This window comes from Pseudomonas sp. DCB_AW (assembly GCF_026240895.1).
Lineage (GTDB): Bacteria > Pseudomonadota > Gammaproteobacteria > Pseudomonadales > Pseudomonadaceae > Aquipseudomonas > Aquipseudomonas kermanshahensis.
On the sequence record NZ_JAPFCE010000001.1, the window covers coordinates 13,717 to 33,769 of the forward strand.

A 20,053-nucleotide genomic window follows, 5' to 3' on the forward strand; every position below is an offset into this window, starting at 1 on the left:
CAACAGCTGATCGCCGGCCCCGGCCCAAGGCCGCCTGCCTTGAGCGAAAGGGAGGGGTTGCGTAGCATCGCCGGCCCCGGGGCCGCCGCCCGGCCACACCGCCACCCCACAGAGCCACCCATGCCGCAGCCCATACCCCTCAAGGACCACGAAAAGGAAAAGCACCTGGTCAACCGCCGGCTGATCGCCTGCGCCACCCTGGTCTTCACCCTGGTCGCCGTCCTCGTGGGCCGCCTTTATGTGCTGCAGGTGCTGCAACATGACCAGCAGAGCGCCGTGTCGGAAAACAACCGCGTGCACGTGCTGCCCATCGCCCCTGAGCGCGGGCTGATCTACGACCGTAACGGTGTGGTGCTGGCCGACAACAAGCCCAGTTTCGACCTGACCATGACCCGTGAGCGGGCCGGCGACTCGGCCAAGGTGCTGGATACCCTGGCGCAGGTGTTGAGCCTTTCGGAGGATGACCGCCGGCAGTTCGACAAGGACCTGCGCCGCGGCCGCAAACCCTTCGAGCCGGTCACCCTGATGGTCGGCCTGAACGAAGAGCAGATCGCCCTGGTTGCGGTCAACCAGTTCCGCCTGCCCGGCCTTGAGGTAGAACCGCAGTTCATCCGCGAATACCCACTGGCCGAGCATTTCGCCCATTCGGTGGGTTATGTTGGGCGCATCAACGAGAAAGAAGCCAAGACCCTCGACAGCACCGAGTATCGCGGCACGCAGTCGATCGGCAAGACCGGTATCGAGCACTTCTACGAACGCCAGCTGCACGGCCAGGTGGGCTACGAAGAAGTCGAGACCAACGCCCAGGGCCGGGTCATGCGCGTGCTCAACCACAAGGCCCCGATCCCCGGCAAGGACATCATCCTGAGCCTGGACAGCCACTTGCAACTGGCGGCCGAAAAGGCCCTGGGCGACCGCCGCGGTTCGGTGGTGGTGCTGGACCCAGCCAATGGCGACGTGCTGGCGATGGTCAGCAACCCAAGCTTCGACCCCAACCTGTTCGTCAAAGGCATCAGCTTCAAGCAGTACGCCGCCCTGCGCGACTCCATCGACCGGCCGCTGTTCAACCGCGTGCTGCGCGGCTTGTATGCACCGGGCTCGACGGTCAAGCCGGAAGTGGCCATCGCCGGCCTGGACAGTGGCGTGATCACCCCCGGCAGCCGTGTGTTCGACCCGGGCTACTACGAGCTACCCAACTACGAACACAAATACCGCAACTGGAACCGCAGCGGTGACGGCTGGGTAGATATGTACACCGCCATCATGCGGTCCAACGACACCTACTTCTACGACCTCGCGCACAAGCTGGGGATCGAGCGCCTGCACGACTACATGGCCGAATTCGGTCTGGGGCAGAAGGTGTCGCTGGACATGTTCGAGGAAGCGTCCGGGCTGATGCCTTCCGCCGAATGGAAGCGCGCCACGCGCCGCCAGGCCTGGTTCCCGGGCGAGACGTTGATCCTGGGGATCGGCCAGGGCTACATGCAGGTCACCCCGCTGCAATTGGCCCAGGCCACCAGCCTGCTGGCGAGCAAGGGTGTATGGCACCGCCCGCACCTGGCCATGACAGTGGGTGGCGAGACCCCGGTCGACCCCAACCCGATGCCCGACATCGTGCTGCATGACAAACGCGCCTGGGACCAGGTCAGCCAAGGCATGCAGATGGTCATGCACGACCCCCGCGGCATCGCCCGCGCCTCGGCGGCCGGCGCCCAGTACCGCATCGCCGGCAAGAGCGGCACGGCGCAGGTGGTGGCGATCAAGCAAGGCGAGCGCTACAACCGCAACAAGACCCTGGAACGGCACCGCGACAACGCCCTGTTCGTCGGCTTCGCACCGGCCGATCACCCAAGCGTGGTGGTGGCGGTGATGATCGAGAACGGCGAAGCGGGCGGGCGCGTGGCAGGGCCGGTGGTGCGCGAGGTGATGGATGCGTACCTGCTGGATGAGCAGGGGCACTTGAAGCCTGAATATGCGGGCAATGCGGCGACCAAGGCAGTGCCGCACGGTTAGGGGTGGATGTGGCGATGGGTTGCTAGGGGTTCGCCATGGGATTTGCAGCGCCTATGAGATCGAGCGCCGCCCGCGCGGCGCATCGCGAGCAACGCTCGCTCCTACGTTTGTTTCGGGCCAGTTATTTCTGGGGCAAACGCGCGCGACCGCCTTGGCGTATGGCTCAATATCGCGCCGAACAAACAAAGCGTTCGCGCGCGCCTGTCACAGGCGTTATTGGCCGAAAACAAACGTAGGAGCGAGCGTTGCTCGCGATGCGCCGCGCGGGCGGCGCTCCGCCTGGTTAGTGGAATAAGAATATAAATTCTTATTCTTTTTTGGTCGAACCCAAATCCTCTATAACGCTCTCAACTGTACAGCCGCCAACACCCGGCCAACTGTCTGCAGCGCAACACCCGATCAACAGCCAGCGCCCGCACGGCAACATCGCCCCGGGCGCTGTAAAGCGTAACCCGTTGATCTAAAATACGTTTTATAAACGGCACGACGATTGCTCCAGCAAAGTCCCCCGCTCAACCCGAACCGGAGACTTGCCCATGAGCACCCCACTGAATGTCGTCGCCCTGTCTGGCGGTACTTCCCGCCCTTCGCGCACCTTGGCCCTGACCGAGGCGATCCTCGCGGAACTGGCCGAACACCTGAACATCAAGCCTCACCTCATCGACCTGGGTGACATTGCCCGCCCGTTGGGCAGTGCCCTGTGGCGCAGCGAGCTGCCCGAGGCCGTGGAGCAGCAACTGCGGCTGGTGGAAAAGGCCGACCTGCTGGTGGTGACCACGCCGGTGTACCGCGGCAGCTTTACCGGCCACTTCAAGCATCTGTTCGACCTTATTGGCCAGGACGCCCTGGTCGACACCCCAGTGCTGCTCGCCGCCACTGGGGGCAGTGAGCGCCACGCGCTGGTGCTCGATCACCAGTTGCGCCCGCTGTTCAGCTTCCTGCAGGCCCTGACACTGCCGATTGGTGTGTTTGCCAGCCAAGCGGAACTGGCCGACTACCGCGTTTCCAGTGAGGCCCTCGCCGCGCGTATCCGCCTGGCCGCCGAACGTGCCGTGCCGCTGTTCGGCGCCCATCACGCGCTGCGCAAAAGCGCCTGAGGAGCGGCCATGAATGCACCGGTAAACACGGCACCACGCCCTGCCCTGGCCATCGCCCGCGAGTTGGCTGGGCAGTTCGCCCAGACCGCCGTCGAGCGTGACGAGCGCGGCGGTACGCCCAAGGTTGAGCGCGACGCGCTACGTGGCAGCGGCCTGTTGTCGCTGGCTATCCCACAGGCGTTCGGTGGCCAAGGCGCGAGCTGGTTCGATACTTTCGAAGTGGTGCGCGAGTTCGCCCGGGTCGACAGCTCCATTGCCCACGTCTTCGGTTTCCATCACCTGATGCTGGCCACCGTGCGCCTGTTTTCGCGCCCAGACCAATGGCAGCCGTGGTTCGAGCAGACTGCACGCAAGCAGTGGTTTTGGGGTAACGCCCTCAACCCGCTGGACACACGCACCGTGGTCAAGCACTTCGACGGTTGGTGCGAATTCTCTGGCAAGAAGAGCTTCTGCTCCGGTGCCAGCGACTCGGAAATGCTGATCGCCTCCGCCGTGGACGAACGCGCGGGCGGCAAACTGCTGATCGCCGCGATCCCCAGTGGCCGTACCGGTATCAGCCTGCACAGCGACTGGCACAACATCGGCCAGCGCCAGACCGACAGCGGCAGCGCCACGTTTGAACGGGTGCGGGTCGAGCACACTGAACTGCTGCTCGACCCAGGGCCGTTGAGCACGCCCTTCGCCGCCTTGCGCCCGCTGATTGCGCAGCTGCATTTTGCCAACCTGTTCCTGGGTATCGCCGAAGGCGCGTACGAGGAAGCCCGCCAGTACACCCTCAAGGAAAGCCGGCCGTGGTTCCGCTCAAACGCCACCACCACTGCCGAAGACCCTTATGTGCTGCGCCATTACGGCGAGTTCTGGGTCGGCCTGGAAAGCGTCCGTTTGCTGATCGAACGCGCTGCCCGCCAGCTCGATAGCGCCTGGGCCAAGGAGCATGCCTTAAGCGCAGAGGAACGCGGCGACCTGGCCCTGGCCATCGGCACTGCCAAGGTTGCCGCCAGCCGCCATGGCCTGGATATCTGCAACCGGCTGTTCGAGGTCACCGGTGCCCGCGCTACCCACGCCTCGCTGCGCTTCGACCGCCACTGGCGCAACCTGAGGACACAGACCCTGCACGACCCCGTGGACTACCGCATCCATGAATTGGGCGAGTGGGCCCTCAACGGCAAGCGCCCTGCCCCCTCCTTCTACTCCTGAGGATTGCCCATGCAACTGCTGACCCTCCCCCCGTCCCCGACACTGGCCACCTCGATCAGGGCGACCGCGCAGGTTTTCGAAGACCCCAGGTCACAGGCGCTGCTCGCCCACCTGCAACAGGTCGCGCCGAGTGAGGCGAGCGTGCTGATCATCGGCGAAACCGGCACGGGCAAGGAGCTGGTCGCACGCCATATTCATAACCTCAGCGGCCGGCGTAACGGCCCATTCGTCGCGGTCAATTGCGGGGCGTTTTCCGAGTCGCTGGTGGAGGCCGAACTGTTTGGCCATGAAAAAGGCGCCTTCACCGGCGCCCTGGCGGCCAAGGCCGGCTGGTTCGAGGAGGCTGACGGCGGCACGCTGTTCCTCGATGAGATTGGCGACCTGCCCTTGCCGATCCAGGTCAAGCTGCTACGGGTGTTGCAGGAGCGCGAGGTGGTGCGGCTGGGTTCACGCAAAAGCATCCCGATCAATGTGCGTGTGCTGGCGGCGACCAACGTGCAGCTGGAGAAGGCCATCAATGCCGGGCATTTTCGCGAAGACTTGTATTACCGGCTGAACGTGGTGACCTTGCAGTTGCACCCGCTGCGTGACCGGCCAGGTGACATCCTGCCATTGGCGCGTCATTTCATTCGTAGCTACAGCGACCGGCTGGGCTACGGGCCGGTGGAATTGAACCCGACGGCCCAGGCCAAGCTGGTTGACTATGCGTGGCCGGGCAATATCCGTGAGTTGGAAAACGTTATTCACCACAGCTTGTTGACCTGTGCTGACGGGGTGATCCAGGCGCAGGATTTGCGGCTGTCCAACCTGCGTATCGAACGGCAGGAGGAGCCTGCCAGCAATGCCGTGGAGGAACTGCTGCAGCGGGCGTTTAGCCAATTGTACGAGGAGCAGCCTGGGGGGCTGTACGAGAAGGTCGAAAATGCCCTGCTGCGCTCGGCGTACCGTTTTTGCCATTACAACCAGGTGCATACCGCGCAGTTGCTGGGGCTGTCGCGCAACATCACCCGGACCCGGCTGATTGCGATTGGCGAGTTGGTGGTGAACAAAAGGCGGGGGCAGGAGCATCAGGTTATGGATAACCGGGTGGTGCGATTGTCGATTTGAAATGTGCAGTGCCTGTACCGGCCTCTTCGCGGGTAAACCCGCTCCTACAGGTATTCCACTGCTTTCAAGGCCAGTGAAGATCCTGTGGGAGCGGGTTTACCCGCGAAGAGGCCGGCACGGGCCACTCAAATGCTAGGTGCGGTCACCGCCATGATCATCGCCGACATCATGATCGGCACCATCATCGGCGCCATGCCCTACACCGTGGGCCTCGCCAACACTGTGATTCGCTTCGTGATTCGCTTCATGGTTGGCCTCATGGTTGGCACCATCATCGGCGCCATTGCGTCCACTTTCACCACGGCCTGAGCTGGCATGCCCGCCGCCATCGCCGCTGTGTCCGCTCCCACTGCCGCCGTGGCCTCCACCGCCGCCACTGCCGCCGCCTCCACTGCCACCACCATGACCACCTCCACCACCGCTGCCGCCGCCGTGACCACCGCCACCACCACCACCGCTATCACCCCCACCGCCGCCATGACCACCGCCGCCACCGCCGCCACCATGGCCGCCGCCACCTCCACCACCGCCATCCTTCGCAAACGCGCTGGACGCACCGCCAATGGAGTCAGGCACCAACACGGCCGACGCTGACAAAACCGCGCCGATTGCCAAAGCCAACAAGCATTTTTTGAGCATGTAGAGCCTCCGCTTGGAGTAGCACGGGGGTTGCACATGACACCCCGTGAGTTCCGGCCCCCCCATGGGGCGACCTGCAAACCAGTGCGGCCTTCCATCTGCAGCGGGTGAGCGAGATCCATCAGGGCCAACTGGCCAGTTGTTGCAGAATGTGTCTTACGTCCTGAGCGTAGTCATGCGCTAGCGCTTGTCACGACCAGTCATCCGAATGGCGCTTGAACAGGCGCTGTCCGCGGCATCAGGTCATAGGGGTGTTTCCAGCCTGGCGTGCTCTTGATCCGCGCTTTCCAGGCCTCGATATGAACGAATTCGTCCAGCGCGATACCCGTGTCTTCAGGCATGAACACATACCCCGCCAACGACAGGTCGGCGATGGTCAAGCGCCCGCCGACCATGAACGGCGTCTTCGCCAAATGTGCATCAACGATGCGATAGGCCGCCGTGGCGCGATCACGCAAGAACTTGGTCACATCGGTTTCGCCCATTTGTTTCAGGCAATAGATGAACCGCAGCGCCGCGTAGTAGCTGGTGAACTTGTGGTTGTCGAACAGCATCCAGCGCCAGATCTCGCGCTTTTCGTCCTCATCGCGTGGGCCAAACTGGCCGGTCTGCTCAGCGAGGTATTCCAGGATCAAGGCCGATTGGGTGAACGACTTGCCCGCGTGTTCGAGCACCGGCACCTCGCCCTGCTCGTTCACTTCATCGCGCCAGGCCTGCTCGCGGGTCTGGCCGTTGAAAAAGTCGACGAACACCGGCTGCCAAGGCTGGCCGGTGAGTTCGAGCATGAGGGCGGCTTTGTAGGCATTGCCGGATTCGGCGAAGCAGTGGAGCGTGTATTCGGACATGGCAGACCTTCAGTTTCCTTTGAATGATCGTTAGGTGCCGGGGCTTTTGCTCGGGCCAGTCACCGGTAAACCGAGCAAATCACGCAGGGCTTGCCGCGGTCAATTCAAAACCTCCCACGACCCGTCATTCCCGTTATATGCCCCCTGCCCGGGCCATGCGACAGTGAAGAAAACAACACGGATAAAACCCATGTACAGAAACACCTCTACCCCCGCGGATGACAACGGTTGCGGCTGGTTCCACCTCAGCCCCATGCGCCAGCCACGCGCCGCGCACCGGGGGCGGAGCGAAGCGCGCTGGGTGGTACTCGGTGCTGGCTTCACCGGCCTTGCCGCCGCGCGGCAGCTGGCGCTGCATCATCCGGATGACGAGGTGATCCTGCTCGAAGCCCAGGAAGTCGGCTTTGGCGCCTCGGGGCGCAATTCAGGCTTTGCCATCGACCTGCCCCATGACATCGGCGCACCGGACTACATCGGTGAGCTGGCCACGGCGCGGATGAACCTCAAGCTCAACCTGCGCGCGCAGTCGATACTGCACACGCTGATCCAGCAGCATGGCATCGACTGCCAGATCCGCCCAGACGGCAAGTACCAGGCGGCGGTCGAAGACAAGGGTTTGGCGGTGCTCGAAGCGTACCGCAGCGGCCTGGAGAAACTCGGCCAGTCCTACCAGATGATCGATGCCCGTGACCTGCCCGAGCATTTCGGCACCGCGTTCTACCGCAAAGCGTTGTACACCCCAGGTACCCAGTTACTGCAGCCGGCCGCCTTGGCCAAAGGCCTGGCAGACAGCCTGCCCAGCAACGTAACGCTGTACGAACACACCACCATCACCCGCATCGAACAGGGCACGCGCATCACCCTTGCGCATGCCCATGGCGAGATCGTTGCCGAGCAGTTGCTGCTGACCAACAACGCCTTCGCCTCGTACTTCGGCTTCTTGCCGGGGCGGCTGCTGCCGATTTTCACCTACGCCAGCATGACCCGGCCCCTGAGCGAAGACGAACAAGCACGCCTGGGTGGCAAGGCGACCTGGGGCATCATCCCCGCCGACCCGTTTGGCAGCACCCTGCGACGCACCCCGGACCAGCGCCTGCTGGTGCGCAACAGCTTCAGTTTCAACGCCGATGGGCGCGCCAACCAGCGCCACCTGCAACGCGCCGGGCGACAGCACCGGGCGTCGTTCGAGCGGCGCTTCCCGATGCTCGCGGGTACGCCGTTCGAATTCACCTGGGGCGGTTCGATGTGCCTGTCGCGCAACCACCAATCGCACTTCGGCACGCTGGCACCCAATGTCCATGCGGCGCTGTGCTGCAACGGCCTGGGAATTACCCGGGGCACTGCCACCGGGACCCTGTTGGCCGACTGGCTGAGTGGCGAGCGTGACGAGCTGATCGACTTCCTGCTGGGCTCGGCCGGACCCAACCGCAACCCGCCGGAGCCGCTGCTGAGCCTGGGCGTCAACCTGAACCTGCACTGGGGCCAGCGCCGCGCCGGCCTAGAAAGCTGACAAGGAGGCATCATGCATAGCCTGGGCATCCTCGGGGTCGGCGAGCTGACCGAAAAAGTCGTTATCGGCCTGCGCCGCGGTGGTTTCGACGGCGCGATCCTGCTGTCACCACGCAACGCCCAGCGCGCCGAAACACTGGCCCACGCACACGGTTGCCAAGTACTGCCGAGCAATCAGGCGGTAGTCGACCAGGCCGAGGTGCTGATGCTGGGCGTGCGCCCGGAATCACTGGCACACCTGGCCGACGAGGTACGCCTGCACCCCGGGCAACGCCTGCTGTCGTTGGCGGCAGGTGTGAACCTGCTACAGCTGCAAGCCGCCTTCCCCGCCGCTCACTGCGTGCGCGTGATGCTGTCTTATGCCGCGCAACACAACCAGTCCACGGTAGTGGTCTACCCCACGGATCCCCCCACTGAGCAATGCCTGGCCGCGCTGGGCAACCTGGTGATATTGCAGGATGAAGCCGCATTCGAGCTGGCCACGGTGGCCGCGTGCATGAATGGCTGGTTCTACTTCCTTTTGCACGACCTGCAGCAGTGGCTGACCGACAAAGGCCTGCCCGCAACCGAGGCACGCGCCTTGGTGCTGGGCAACCTGCACGACTGTGTGAGCAGTGCCCAGCGCCAGCCCGAACACACGCTCAAGGCCCTGGGGCAAGCGATTGCCACGCCGGGCACCTTTACCGCCGATGGGCTGGCCGTGTTGATGCATCAACCGGTAAGTGCCAGCTGGGGCGCGGCCTGCGAAGTGGTGCTGGATGCGCTGTTGACTCGGTCGCGGTAGGCGCAGCCTTATGCTGCGAAGAGGCCGGTGACAACGCCGTAAATCTTGGCTGATGTCGCCGGCCTCTTCGCAGCACAAGGCTGCGCCTACAGTGCCATTCACACTTCGCAATGCCATCCCACGACCCGTCCGAACCGTTATAGGGAACCCCTGCAACCCGGTGCCATAGTGCCGCCACGCAAGTGCGTCAAATAACAACAAGAGGTAAGTCCAATGTCTGTCCCCAAACGCTCCGTCGAAGATGCGCCACTCAATGCGTTCCATCGCAAACTGACGGTCTATTCCGCCGGTGGCCCGTTCCTCGACGGCTATGTGCTGAGCATCATCGGCGTGGCCATGCTGCAGATCACCCAGGCCCTGCAACTGTCGGCGTTCTGGGAGGGGCTGATTGCGGCTTCGGCGCTGATCGGGGTGTTCCTCGGCGGCTTCCTGGGTGGCTGGTTCACCGACAAATACGGGCGCAAGGTGCTGTACCTGGTCGACCTCATCGCCATTGTCGGTTTTTCGGTGGCGCAGTTCTGGGTCGAGTCGGCCTGGGCATTGTTCGCCTGGCGGTTGTTGATCGGTATCGCGGTCGGCGCCGACTACCCGATCGCTACCTCGCTGCTGGCCGAGTTCCTGCCACGCAAGCAACGCGGGCCGCTGCTGGCGGCAATGGTACTGATGTGGTTCGCCGGGGCCGCCGTGGCCTATGTGGTCGGTGAACTGTTGCTGCGCGTCGGCGGCGATGACGGCTGGCGCTGGGTATTGGCCAGTGCGTTGGTCCCGGGTGCGTTGTTCCTGATTGCCCGTAGCGGTACGCCAGAATCGCCACGTTGGCTGCTGAGCAAGGGCCGCACTGCCGAGGCGGATGCCGTGATCAAACGCGTCTATGGCCCGGATTACTCCATCGCCGATCTGCCCGAACACGTCAGCGGCAAACCGGTGTCGGTGTGGTCGCTGTTCCACTCCGGCTACGGCAAGCGCATGGCCTTCGTCACCCTGTTCTGGACCTGCGCCATCGTCCCGCTGTTCGCCATTTACGCGTTCGCCCCAAAGGTGCTGCAGGCGCTGAAGCTCACCGGCGACTGGGCCGCCTACGGCTCGATCGCCATCACCCTGCTGTTCACCCTGGGCTGCCTGCTGGCAACCAAGCTGATCAACCGCCTGGGGCGGCGCAAGATGCTGATCCACAGCTTCCTCTGGTCGGGCATGTCGCTGGTGCTGCTGGGCGTGTTCCCCGACGCATCGCCCACCACCGTGCTGGTGCTGTTTGGCGCCTACGCGGTGTTGATCGGCGGCGCTCAGGTGCTGGAATACGTCTACCCCAACGAGTTGTTCCCCACCGAGATCCGCGCGTCTGCCGTTGGTCTGGCCACTTCGCTGTCGCGTATCGGCGCGGCCGTGGGCACCTACCTGGTGCCTATTTCCCTGGCCACCTATGGCATTGCCAACACCATGTTCGCCGCCGCGTTGATCTCACTGTTCGGTGCACTGATCTCGTGGTGGCTGGCCCCAGAGACCAGCAAGCTCGACCTGCAGCAAGCCGCCGCGTTGGGCGGGGCCGCCCCTGCACCGTCACCGTCCTACAAAACCGTTGCCCGAAAAGCCTGAAGGAGCCACACCATGAGCCAAGTGCTTACCGTTGTCCGCAATGCCGCTGCCTCGCCCCTGGGCACGCCAGCCCCTGCCCGGCTGCCGATCGGCGAACCGATCGCCCACGCCGCCAGCGCCCAGGACCAGACCGATGAAGCGGTGGGCGCCAGCATTGGCGTCTGGGAAAGCAGCCCCGGGGTGTTCCGCCGTTTCCTGAAAAACCGCGAGTTCAGCCATATCGTCAGCGGCAGCTGCACCTTTACCCCCGACGGTGGCGAGCCGGTCGAGCTGCGGGCGGGCGATGCGGTGCTGTTCCCAGAGAACTGCGAAGGCGTGTGGGAGATCCACGAGACCCTGCGCAAGACCTACGTACTGTTCTGAGGAGCGCGCTGATGATCGAACGTATCAACCCCGGCAAACGGGCCAGCCAGATGGTTCTGGTGGATGGCCGCCTGGAAACCTGCGGGATCGTCGCCCTTGCACCGGGCGATATCGCTGCGCAGACGCGGTGCGTGCTGGCGCAGCTGGAGCAATGGTTGGCGCAGGTTGGCGCAGGTAAGGGCAACCTGACCCGCGTGCAGATCTGGCTGGCTGACATGGGGGAGTTTGCGGCGATGAATGAGGTGTATGACGCCTGGGTAGGGCAGCAACCACCGGTGCGGGCGTGTGTAGGGGCTGCGCTGGCGGCGCCTGAGTATCGGATCGAAATTCAGGCATTTGGTCAGCTTTGATAGCGCCGGGGCCGCTTTGCGGCCCATTCGCAGGCAAGCCAGCGCCTACACGGGTAGCGCTGGAGATGGCTACACAGCTACAGCTCCGGGTCCAAGCCTACTTTGTCCCCATGCCAGTCAAACCGCTCCACTTCATGCCGCCGTTTGCGGAAGCTGTAAGGCGTCTCGCCGTACTGCTTGCGGAACCACAAGATGAAGTGCGACGCATCGGAAAACCCACACGCCAAGGCAATGGTGGTGATGTTCTGGCTGGTATTCACCAGCAAGCGCCGGGCATGGTCCAGGCGCAGCTTGCGCCAGTAGTTGGCCGGTGGCTCTTGCGTGTTGGCAACGAACTCGCGGTGCAACTGCCGCGGGTGCGTGCCCACTGCCTCGGCCACGGCCTTGAGGGTCATCGAGGCATCCAGGTTGGCGCGCATGAAGGCAATGGCCCGCTGCACACGGTCGTTCTGGTAAACGCTTTCGCTGGCGGCCTTGTCCTCTTGCGCGTCGGCACGCTCGTCCACCAGCAGGTACTCCAAGCCCTTCTGCGCACGCACCGCTCCGCAGTGCCGGCGAATCAGGTTGGCCGCCAGGTCGATGGCCGTGCCGCCCGGGCAGGTGATAATGCCGCGGTCATCCACATAGCTCTTGTCAATCACGGCGGTGGACATCGGGAAACGCTCCTTGAACTCATCGCGCAAAGTGAAATGCAACGCGCACCGCCGGCCATCGAGCAGGCCGGCCTTACCCAGCACGAACGAACCTGAACACAGGGCGATGATCGGGATATTGGCCGCATGCACCTCACGCAGCGCATCGAGTAGCCAGTCTGGGGGGTTACGCGTTTCGCCCAGCAGCCCGCCCGCCAGCACGATGTAGTCGTACTGGGCAAACAGGTTGAGCGGTTTGGTCGGCGAAATGGGCATGCCGCAACTGGCGGTGATCGGCTGGTCGTCCAGGGTCATCCAGTCCCATTGGCAATACACTTGCTGGCTGCGGAACGACTTGTCGGCAGCGAAGCGCAGCGAGTCGACCAGGCCAGCGACCGGGACCAGGGTGAACTGGTTGAGGAGCACGAAGCCGACCCGCAGTTCAGGTTTTATCTGCGAGGCGGCTTCGGGGGGCTGTGGTTGTTGTTGATCTTGTAGGGCGACCATGGACGCTGCTCACATGACATCCGAAGTGGGTGTCATTTTAGGCGTATTCAGGTGTCCGTCCTATCATATTTAGCGCCGAAAATAGAATGGTTCAGACGTACCTCCGCTTAACCTCAGCACTCTTGTCCTTCTCCCAATCGGACATAGTAATGGCCTTTTCCTTGTTCCAAGCATCAATCTCGTACTTCAAGGGTGCCCTTCGTGTCCCATCAAGATTCTGAAGGGGATTAGCACCCAGTACACTCATCCTATCAATATTAAGTTGTACAGAGACGTAGGGGTTTCGGCTGCCGTCCCCTCCGACGTGGTAGATCAGTCGCGCTCGCTTGTTATCACTGTAGTTTTGTATGCCTACGTCCTTGCCATTAACCCAGGCATTCATCACTTCACGTTGAATTTCGCGATCTCCCGTTACACCATCCCTCGCGAAGTCTCCGGCGTGCCTTCCACTAACATGATCCAAGCCCCCCACCATCGTTTTACCGGACTCCTGGTAGATCTTTTTCTCCAAAACGGAAACCTCTCGTCTACCGTGAATAAAACTTGGCCTTTCGGCGATCGCCAAAACGTTTTCCGGTCTTTTTTTACTGATTGCAGGAATTAAGGGAAACAATTCTGAATAAATCGAACTCCCCCTCAATCCATACCTTCTTTCAACTTCCTTCTTTGCTTTGGGAGCAACTACTTCCCAGCCATCGTCGTCCTGGCTATCGGCAGCCGGTCCCTCTGAATGAGAAGATGATGCACGCGCCTGCGCACCGTCATGGCTCGGCCCTGCTGAAGCTGAGGTTGACGCGACAGGTGGAGGGTCAGCGTCACCACTTCGGCTGACAACCGGCGTGCCTTGTGCTCCGGAACTGCCCCCCCCGCCTTTGTTCTTGTTCCCTTTGCCCATCAACCCCAACTCATCAACCAAAGTCATCGGGTTGTTACGCACCATCGCGTACAAGTTCAAGCCATCCACCGTACCTGCCGGGTCCGCACTCAACCACCGCCCCAGCCAAGGCTGGTAATAGCGATACCCGTAGTAGTACAGCCCTGTCGCATCGCGCTCCTTGCCCGAATAACGAACAAACTTGTAGCGCCCCTGCACCTCGCTGCGAGCGGCCCATACCGCAGTGCCGCCGTACGGGTAGTACTCCTCTTGGCTGATCACCGCACCACTGCCATCGACCTCCAGGCAACCGCTGCCCAGCTGGTCGGCGTAGCTGTAACGCAGTTGCGCGTCGGCAAGTTCTGGCGGCTTACCTGCAGCCCAGTGCAAGGCCCGCACCTGGGCGTGCCCAGCGTCGCCCACCAGCACCACCTGCAACTGCTCGATCAGCGTGCCGCCCTGGGTTGTACTGCGCAGCTCCAGGCCTGGCAGGTACTGCACACGTTGCGTGCGCATGTGGGTCGCGGTCTTTTGGGTACTGACCTTGAGCACCCGTTGGTTGCCGATGTCGTAGCGGTAACTCTCGCCATCGTCCTCCGCCCCTTCGCGCATGACCTGGGTAACGGCGTGCAACTCACCGCGCGGTGTCCAGTTCAACTGTTGGCCAGGCAACAAAGCCTTTTGCTGGCCACTGGCATTGAACAACGCGTCGACGGCGGCCGGGTCCTGGGTGAGCGCGCTGTGCACCGCCCGGTTGCTGCGGTCGCTGACAGTGATATCGGTGGTGTAGCTATGGTTTGTGGCAGGCGCGCTGTGGCGGATGCGGGTCAGGTTGCCCGCCATGTCGTAGGTATAGGTACGGTTGTAACGGCTGTAGGTGACGTTATCGAGGGTCGCCATATCCGGCAGGTTGGCGCCCTGCTGCCCGGCATTGGCCATCTCGCGCCCGGTGGCGCTGGCCAGCTGGTACAGGCTGTCATAGACATAGGTGCTTAGCGGTTCGACTTTCTGATTGCGCCAGAAGCGGGTTTCTTCGGCGTCGTTGCGCACACTCAGCACATTGCCCACCGGGTCGTAAGCGTAGCGCAGGTCTTGCAGCACCTTGGCCCCTTGCGCGTGCCCTGTCGGGCGCTCGGTACGGACTTCGGCCAGCCGCTGAGTGCGCGGTTCGTAGCGGTATTGGGTGACCAAGCCATTACCGTGCTCCTCGCGCAGCTTTTGCCCGGCCGCCGAATAGCTCAGGGCTTTGAGAATGACCTGCTCAGGGCCGCCCTCGAGCGTCAGCCAACGCTGCGTGAGCAGGCCCGCCACGTCGTAGGCGTGGCGGCGCAGATGGCCTGCGGCATCACGCGTGGCCAAGGGGGCGCCGGTCGCATCCACCGTGGTCAGCGTAGTGCTGGCTTCGCTTTCCGGCTGCAGTTGGGCCTCCCAATCAGCAGGCTGCTCACTTTGCCAATCCGCCCCTACCTGCGGGTTATCGGCATCCGCCAGCAAGCGTTGCGTGGTCTCTAGCGGGACGCCGGTCAAGCCAACGCCATGGGTCTGCAGCAAACCGGCGGTGTGGTAGTGCCGGCTCGCCTGGCCCGCCAAATTGTGGGCTTTTTCTGCGGCGCTGTTGCCGGCATAAATCAGCCGCTCCAGCCGACACGCCACGTGGCCATTGGCCTGTTCGCTGATGCCCAGCAGGCGCCCTGGCAGGTTGGCGTTCTCGTAAAGCCAGGTGCGGGTGACCGCTTCACTGCGCAGGTGCTCGCCGTGTTCATCGAGCGCGATTCGCGACACCGCCAGCAACGGGCGCCCTGCTGCATCGCTCAGGTTGATCGACACGCCGGCGTCGGCGCTTTGGGTGCACACCGGGGTGCCGGCCAGGTCGGTCAGCCAGGCAAAGTTACCCCGGCCGCTGGGGTGCAGGCGCGGGTCGCTGCTGTGGGTCATGGAGCCCTTGGCGTCATGCTGCTGGCGCGTAATCCGAGGTTGCGTCAGGGTTGGCGTGTCTGGGTGGCGGTGGTAGTGGATGGTCCGGGCCACCAGGCCGCGGTTGTCCACGACCGTGACGGTAGGGGTATTACGATGGACAGCGTTGTCCGAAAGAGCAGGCATCGCGTGCCTCCTGTTCTTGAAATCTGCATGGGGTTGAGTGGATGGCGCGCGCCAGGTAGCGCGCGCCATCAAGGTCGCGCTCAGGCCGTGTCGTTCTCGTCCTGCGCTACCGTGAACCAGGGGTAGTACTCGGTACGCCGCTCCCAGCCCGCGGCGGTGAGGACGCGGTAAACGCGCCCCATGGCGTCATACAGCTGGGTATCGGCATACAGCCCGGGGTGGCCGCTGTCATCGCTTACAGGGCGCCAGTCATCGAGGTAGTACGGCAACCAGGTGCGCACAGGCTGGCCTTTGTTGTCGTACTCGGTCTTGCCGGTTACCGCCCAGCGTCGCGCTGCCGGCTGCACGCGTGCAGCACCGTTGGCATCGCGCTCGAGGCTGCCTGCGGCGGTACGCACCCACGCATCGCCAGGCGCACTCAGCACAGCGGTCTGCAACAGGCGGCCGGCGCCATCGCTGTGCGCCACGTTTACGCGCAGCTGCTGCGCAGGGTCGCCGTCGTAGCGGTCGGTCTGCAGGCTGATGATGTGCGGTGGCTGGCGGCTTTCGCCGTCGTCCCCAGCGGGCAGGCCATTGGCCTTGAGCAGGCGACGCAGCGCCAGCTCGCCCATACGGGTAACCAGAGGGCGCCCTTGGCTATCACGTGCCAAGGGCATCCAGCTGTCGGTCACTACCCGGTGCGCCGTGGCCACGGGTACCTCGCCTCCTTCGAGTGCCAGGATGCCCTCGACCGTTGCCGGCAGCGTGAATGCCTTGCTGCTATAGCCGGCCAACTGGCCTTGCTCTGTGCCGTGAAAGCGGGTTTGTGTCACTCGCCCCAAGGCATCGAGGCTGACCTGGTGCTGGTTGTCGTTGGCATCGGTCATGGCTACGGGCGTGAGGAAACGCCAGTCATACTCGAAGCCGGTTTCCAGGCCAGCGGCGTCGGTTATCTTCAGCACTTGCTGGGCGTGTGGGCTCCAGTCAACACGCTGCTCACCAAGCAGCTCGCTGGCACGCAGCGTGGCCAGTCGATAAAACAGTGACGCACCCTGGTGCTTGATCAGGTCGTGGCGGCTGACGTACACCCGCTTGCCGTCCTCAGCCAAGGCGATGAGGTGATAGCCGCCGTTGGCCTGCCACTGTGCCAGCTCGTGCGGCAAAAGCGTTGTCTCGAGCGCAGCCAAGGTGGCGTGTTCGAGCATGGCGGTTTCGCGGTAGGCCACCAGCGCCTGGCGGATTGGCGCCGTGGTCGGTTGCCCCTGGGCATCACACCATTGCTTGCGCTGGTAGCCCGATAGAGTGGCAGCATCCAGGCCCTCCAATGGGCCATCGGGTACCAGCAGATGCTCCACGCTGAAGCCGCCCTGCGGCAGCGCGTGCGCTGGCAGCGCCAGCACATCGGTACGGGTCGCTTCGATCAGCCCGGACACGTAATCATGGCCGTCCTCCAGGTTGCTTACCCGATGGCGCGCGTGCTCAAGCCAGGCCATGTCCTGCTGAGGGTCGCGGGCATCGTCCAGCAAACCGGCTGGCAGCGAGGCTGGATAAGGCGATGGGGAGGCTGCGACCCGGCGCGGGTAATGCACCTGCACCTGCTGCAGGACATGGCCGTACTTGTCTTGGCCAATCACCAGTGTCTGCGTGATAACCGGGTCCTGGACAATGCGCTCGGTGGTGAAGGCCAGGCTCTCTATTGCCGTTACCAAGGCCGCAGGCCGGTCGGCGTGCGCGGTCTCGTAAACCCGCACTTGCCAGCGCTGACGGGTGATGCTGTACGGCACCCCAGCGTGTTCAGTGCCGTCAAGGCCGTAGGTTTCACTGCGCACTTGCGCCCCTTTCAAGGCACAAAGCAGCCAACGCCGGGCTGCACCTTGCGGCGAGTAAGGCACATCGCAGTCACCTTCAAGGCGAGTGAAACGCACCGGTTGCAAGGGAAAGTCCGCCTCTGCGCTGCGCTGCCCATCAAAGCCCTGTGGCGCGATGCTGTCCAGGTCTTCGATGCCACTGAGGAACCAATGGCGTATTTGCGCCGGCGGCGAACGCTCGGCGGCCGTGCCCTGGGCGTCGCTCAGGGTGTCGGTCTGGATCAGCTGCCTGAAACCGCGAAACTCCCGCTCGACTGGGTCCCAGACCGGGCTCTGATAGCGCATGCCACTGACAGTACGCAGGCCACTGATGTCGTCCACAAGGGTCACCTGGGCCAAGGTGTGAACCGGGAACGGCAAGCGACTGATCGCTGCCCTGCCTTCCACTTGCAGGGCACGCTTTTCATCCAGCCAGCTCTGCGCCGAACTGCGGTAATCGAACAGCGTACGGCCACCGGTGTTGCTGCACACCTCAGCCAGCAACCAGGGGCGTCGGTCATTGAAGCGGTACACCCAGCTACGGGGAGAGAGGTGCGGCACAGTCAGCACCAGCTCTGCACAACCCTGCCCGCGCAAATCGACCAGTTGCAGCTTGCAGCTGGCATCGAGCACGACCCCCTCTGGCGCCGGCACGCAATGGCTTTCGACGAAGCGATTGCCGTTATGGCTGACGAATACCCGGATGCGGTCCGCGTCTACATAAAGGATATCGGTAGTACCACTGCCATCGGTATCGCCAAGCAATACCCGCGAGGCGTTGAAATGTTCGATGGCAAAACCCGGCATCTGCACAGGGTTGGCAAAATGACCGTGGCCAAGCATCGGCCAGTAGGTGACGCCTTCGGCCGTGACCTCGATCAATTGCTGCAACCCTGTACCCGCCAGGTCGGCAAATGCCACCAGCCGGTGCTCACCGCCAGGCAATGGCAGCGCGGTGCCTGCCACGATGTCGCTGGCAGGCTGCCAGCCGGCACCACGCACCCTGGCAGACAAGCGCACGCTACGTGGCCCGATCATCACCAGGTCCTGCTGCCCGCCACCGCTGAAATCGACCAGTTGCGCATCCCCATGGGCCAGCTCGCTGGGCATGGCGTCAGCGGCAATGAAGTCACCCCATTGCCCATCCGGCGCCAGGGTGAAGCTGCCGCGAACACCCGGCAGGTTGACCAGCCATTGTGGCTGGCCGTCTCCTTCGAGGTCGGCGAGCATCCCGGTGCCTGGGCGTGGGGCTCCCGGTAATGCCTGTGACTCACCCCACGTGACGGCATCGCCACCCAGGTCGCTGTTGCGTTCCGGCGCGCGATACCACCAGGCACCGGCATCCTGGAACAGCAAACCCGGCAGCCCCTCGCCGTAAAGATCCACCATCTGCCAGTGTGGCGCGCTGAAGCCATCGAGGTCGGGCAATGCCTCCCAGCTTGAGTGCTCACGCCCTGGGCGACTCGGCTCGAATTCCACCGGTGGCAGCAACAACGGCGTGCCATCCGTTTCGTAAGCGACCTGTTGCGCGGCGACCAGCACCGAGGCGACGCCCGATGCGTCATACCCCAGGTGCAAGCGCGAAACCAGTTGCGGGCTTGGGTCAGCCTCCCCGGCCATCATTCGCGTACGGTGCCACAGCAGCACCTCGTGGCAAAGCCGCCGCACCCGTTTATCGAAGCCCCAGCGCCAGTACGAAAAGCAGTCCTCGCGCACCGGCCAGGGTGCCTTCACCTCGAACGCCGGTGGGGTGTTCACGTCCACGCCGCGCTCGCCGTAATCCAGCTGCATCACGGTCATGAAATCGTCCGGGCGAAAGGCCTGCTGCGGTAACAGCAGCGCTGCGCTTGGGGTTGCATTCATGGCGTGGACGGCAACCAGGTAGGTGTTGGCAACCTGCGGGTGCATGGCCTGTTCGTGCGCATCACACCCTGCCTGGTCTTCGCTGCGGTAGGTGTAGACCACATGCTCCCCCATGGCACTGACGGTCTCTTCGGCATACCAGCACGCGACCTCTGCCGGTTTGCCGGGCTTGGCCAGGCGTGCCGAGGCCGACCAGCCAAACAGCGTTATGCTGCCGTCGGCATGGTATTGCAGCCAGAAGCCCGGCGAGTCAGGGCTCGCTTGCGCTTGCCAATGCTCCAGGCGCTGGTCGCGGCCGCCACTGCGCTGCACCCAGGCGGTTACCGTGTGAGCAGCGGGGGTATCGGAAAACGGCAAACTGGCGACAGTGCGCGGCGCCCCGCGGTCGAGCAGGATTTCTTCGCCATCGGGGCCCTGCCAACGGTCACTGCGGGTGTAACGGGGGACCCCCAGGCGGTCCAGGCGGCAGACTGTGGGCGGGCTACACTGCCAGCCAGCACCGAAGGCGCCATTACCTGCCGAAGAACGGTAGGCCAGGCTCAACGACGGCGACAACGCGCGGCCGACCGGCAATGGTAATGGCAGCGACCAACCTGCGGCGCCGTCGGCGCTACCGACTGACAGCATGCCTCCGCCCGCCGAAACCGTACCGCCGCCCTTGGGTAGCGAGGGGGGGCTGAACACAGGTTCACCGCCGTCACCCGAAGGGGTGACAGACATATCATTCATGATGTTGCTCCTTGACGACCCCCGC

At 63.6% G+C, this 20,053-nt stretch carries 14 protein-coding genes; 9 read left to right on the top strand and 5 right to left on the bottom strand.

Annotated features, from left to right (window positions below; all coding sequences use genetic code 11):
- The first annotated feature begins 120 nt into the window (after window positions 1-120).
- The 4 genes from mrdA (at window position 121) to sfnR (ending at window position 5,414) form a co-directional block, all read left to right on the top strand.
- Window positions 121-2,013 carry a penicillin-binding protein 2 gene (gene mrdA, locus OO306_RS00085; RefSeq protein ID WP_027593687.1) on the top strand — a complete coding sequence of 631 codons (1,893 nt, stop codon included), beginning with the start codon at window positions 121-123 and terminating at the stop codon, window positions 2,011-2,013.
- 536 nt (window positions 2,014-2,549) lie between these two features.
- The gene (gene msuE / locus OO306_RS00090) at window positions 2,550-3,110 is read left to right on the top strand and encodes an FMN reductase (protein WP_099428959.1); all 561 of its coding nucleotides are present in this window, start codon (window positions 2,550-2,552) and stop codon (window positions 3,108-3,110) included.
- Between the two features lie 9 nt (window positions 3,111-3,119).
- Window positions 3,120-4,307, top strand: a complete 1,188-nt coding sequence (locus OO306_RS00095; RefSeq protein ID WP_265967319.1) for an acyl-CoA dehydrogenase family protein — start codon at window positions 3,120-3,122, stop codon at window positions 4,305-4,307.
- 9 nt (window positions 4,308-4,316) lie between these two features.
- Window positions 4,317-5,414, top strand: coding sequence for a sigma54-dependent transcriptional activator SfnR (gene sfnR, locus OO306_RS00100; protein WP_265967320.1), 1,098 nt, complete (start codon window positions 4,317-4,319; stop codon window positions 5,412-5,414).
- 132 nt (window positions 5,415-5,546) lie between these two features.
- Here the strand turns inward: sfnR and OO306_RS00105 are convergent, their stop codons facing one another.
- Window positions 5,547-6,053: a hypothetical protein gene (locus OO306_RS00105; protein WP_265967321.1), complete on the bottom strand. Its 507-nt coding sequence runs from the start codon at window positions 6,051-6,053 to the stop codon at window positions 5,547-5,549.
- 200 nt (window positions 6,054-6,253) lie between these two features.
- Window positions 6,254-6,898 (bottom strand): glutathione S-transferase family protein, encoded by a 645-nt coding sequence (locus tag OO306_RS00110; protein ID WP_085273329.1) that lies wholly within the window; start codon window positions 6,896-6,898, stop codon window positions 6,254-6,256.
- A 190-nt stretch (window positions 6,899-7,088) separates the two neighbouring features.
- Here OO306_RS00110 and OO306_RS00115 point away from each other — a divergent pair, with 190 nt between their 5' ends.
- The 5 genes from OO306_RS00115 to OO306_RS00135 all read left to right on the top strand — a co-directional run bounded on the left by OO306_RS00115 (window position 7,089) and on the right by OO306_RS00135 (window position 11,497).
- Window positions 7,089-8,408 (top strand): FAD-binding oxidoreductase, encoded by a 1,320-nt coding sequence (locus OO306_RS00115; protein ID WP_265967322.1) that lies wholly within the window; start codon window positions 7,089-7,091, stop codon window positions 8,406-8,408.
- Window positions 8,409-8,420: 12 nt separating this feature from the next.
- A complete protein-coding gene (locus tag OO306_RS00120; RefSeq protein WP_265967323.1) occupies window positions 8,421-9,191 on the top strand; it encodes an NAD(P)-binding domain-containing protein in 771 nt (256 codons plus the stop codon).
- 213 nt (window positions 9,192-9,404) lie between these two features.
- Window positions 9,405-10,784, top strand: coding sequence for an MFS transporter (locus tag OO306_RS00125; RefSeq protein WP_027593696.1), 1,380 nt, complete (start codon window positions 9,405-9,407; stop codon window positions 10,782-10,784).
- A 12-nt stretch (window positions 10,785-10,796) separates the two neighbouring features.
- Complete coding sequence (locus tag OO306_RS00130; RefSeq protein ID WP_265967324.1) at window positions 10,797-11,147, top strand: cupin domain-containing protein; 351 nt, start codon at window positions 10,797-10,799, stop codon at window positions 11,145-11,147.
- 11 nt (window positions 11,148-11,158) lie between these two features.
- On the top strand, window positions 11,159-11,497 hold the full coding sequence (locus OO306_RS00135; protein ID WP_265967325.1) for a RidA family protein: 339 nt from the start codon (window positions 11,159-11,161) through the stop codon (window positions 11,495-11,497).
- 77 nt (window positions 11,498-11,574) lie between these two features.
- On the opposite strand, the gene OO306_RS00140 is transcribed toward OO306_RS00135, so the two are convergent.
- From OO306_RS00140 to OO306_RS00150, 3 genes are all read right to left on the bottom strand, one after another.
- Entirely contained in the window at window positions 11,575-12,636 is a 1,062-nt protein-coding gene (locus OO306_RS00140) for a GlxA family transcriptional regulator (protein ID WP_265967326.1), read from the bottom strand.
- Window positions 12,637-12,727: 91 nt separating this feature from the next.
- A complete protein-coding gene (locus OO306_RS00145; RefSeq protein ID WP_265967327.1) occupies window positions 12,728-15,679 on the bottom strand; it encodes an RHS repeat domain-containing protein in 2,952 nt (983 codons plus the stop codon).
- Window positions 15,680-15,690: 11 nt separating this feature from the next.
- The gene (locus tag OO306_RS00150; protein ID WP_265967328.1) at window positions 15,691-20,028 is read right to left on the bottom strand and encodes a SpvB/TcaC N-terminal domain-containing protein; all 4,338 of its coding nucleotides are present in this window, start codon (window positions 20,026-20,028) and stop codon (window positions 15,691-15,693) included.
- Between the last annotated feature and the right edge of the window lie 25 nt (window positions 20,029-20,053).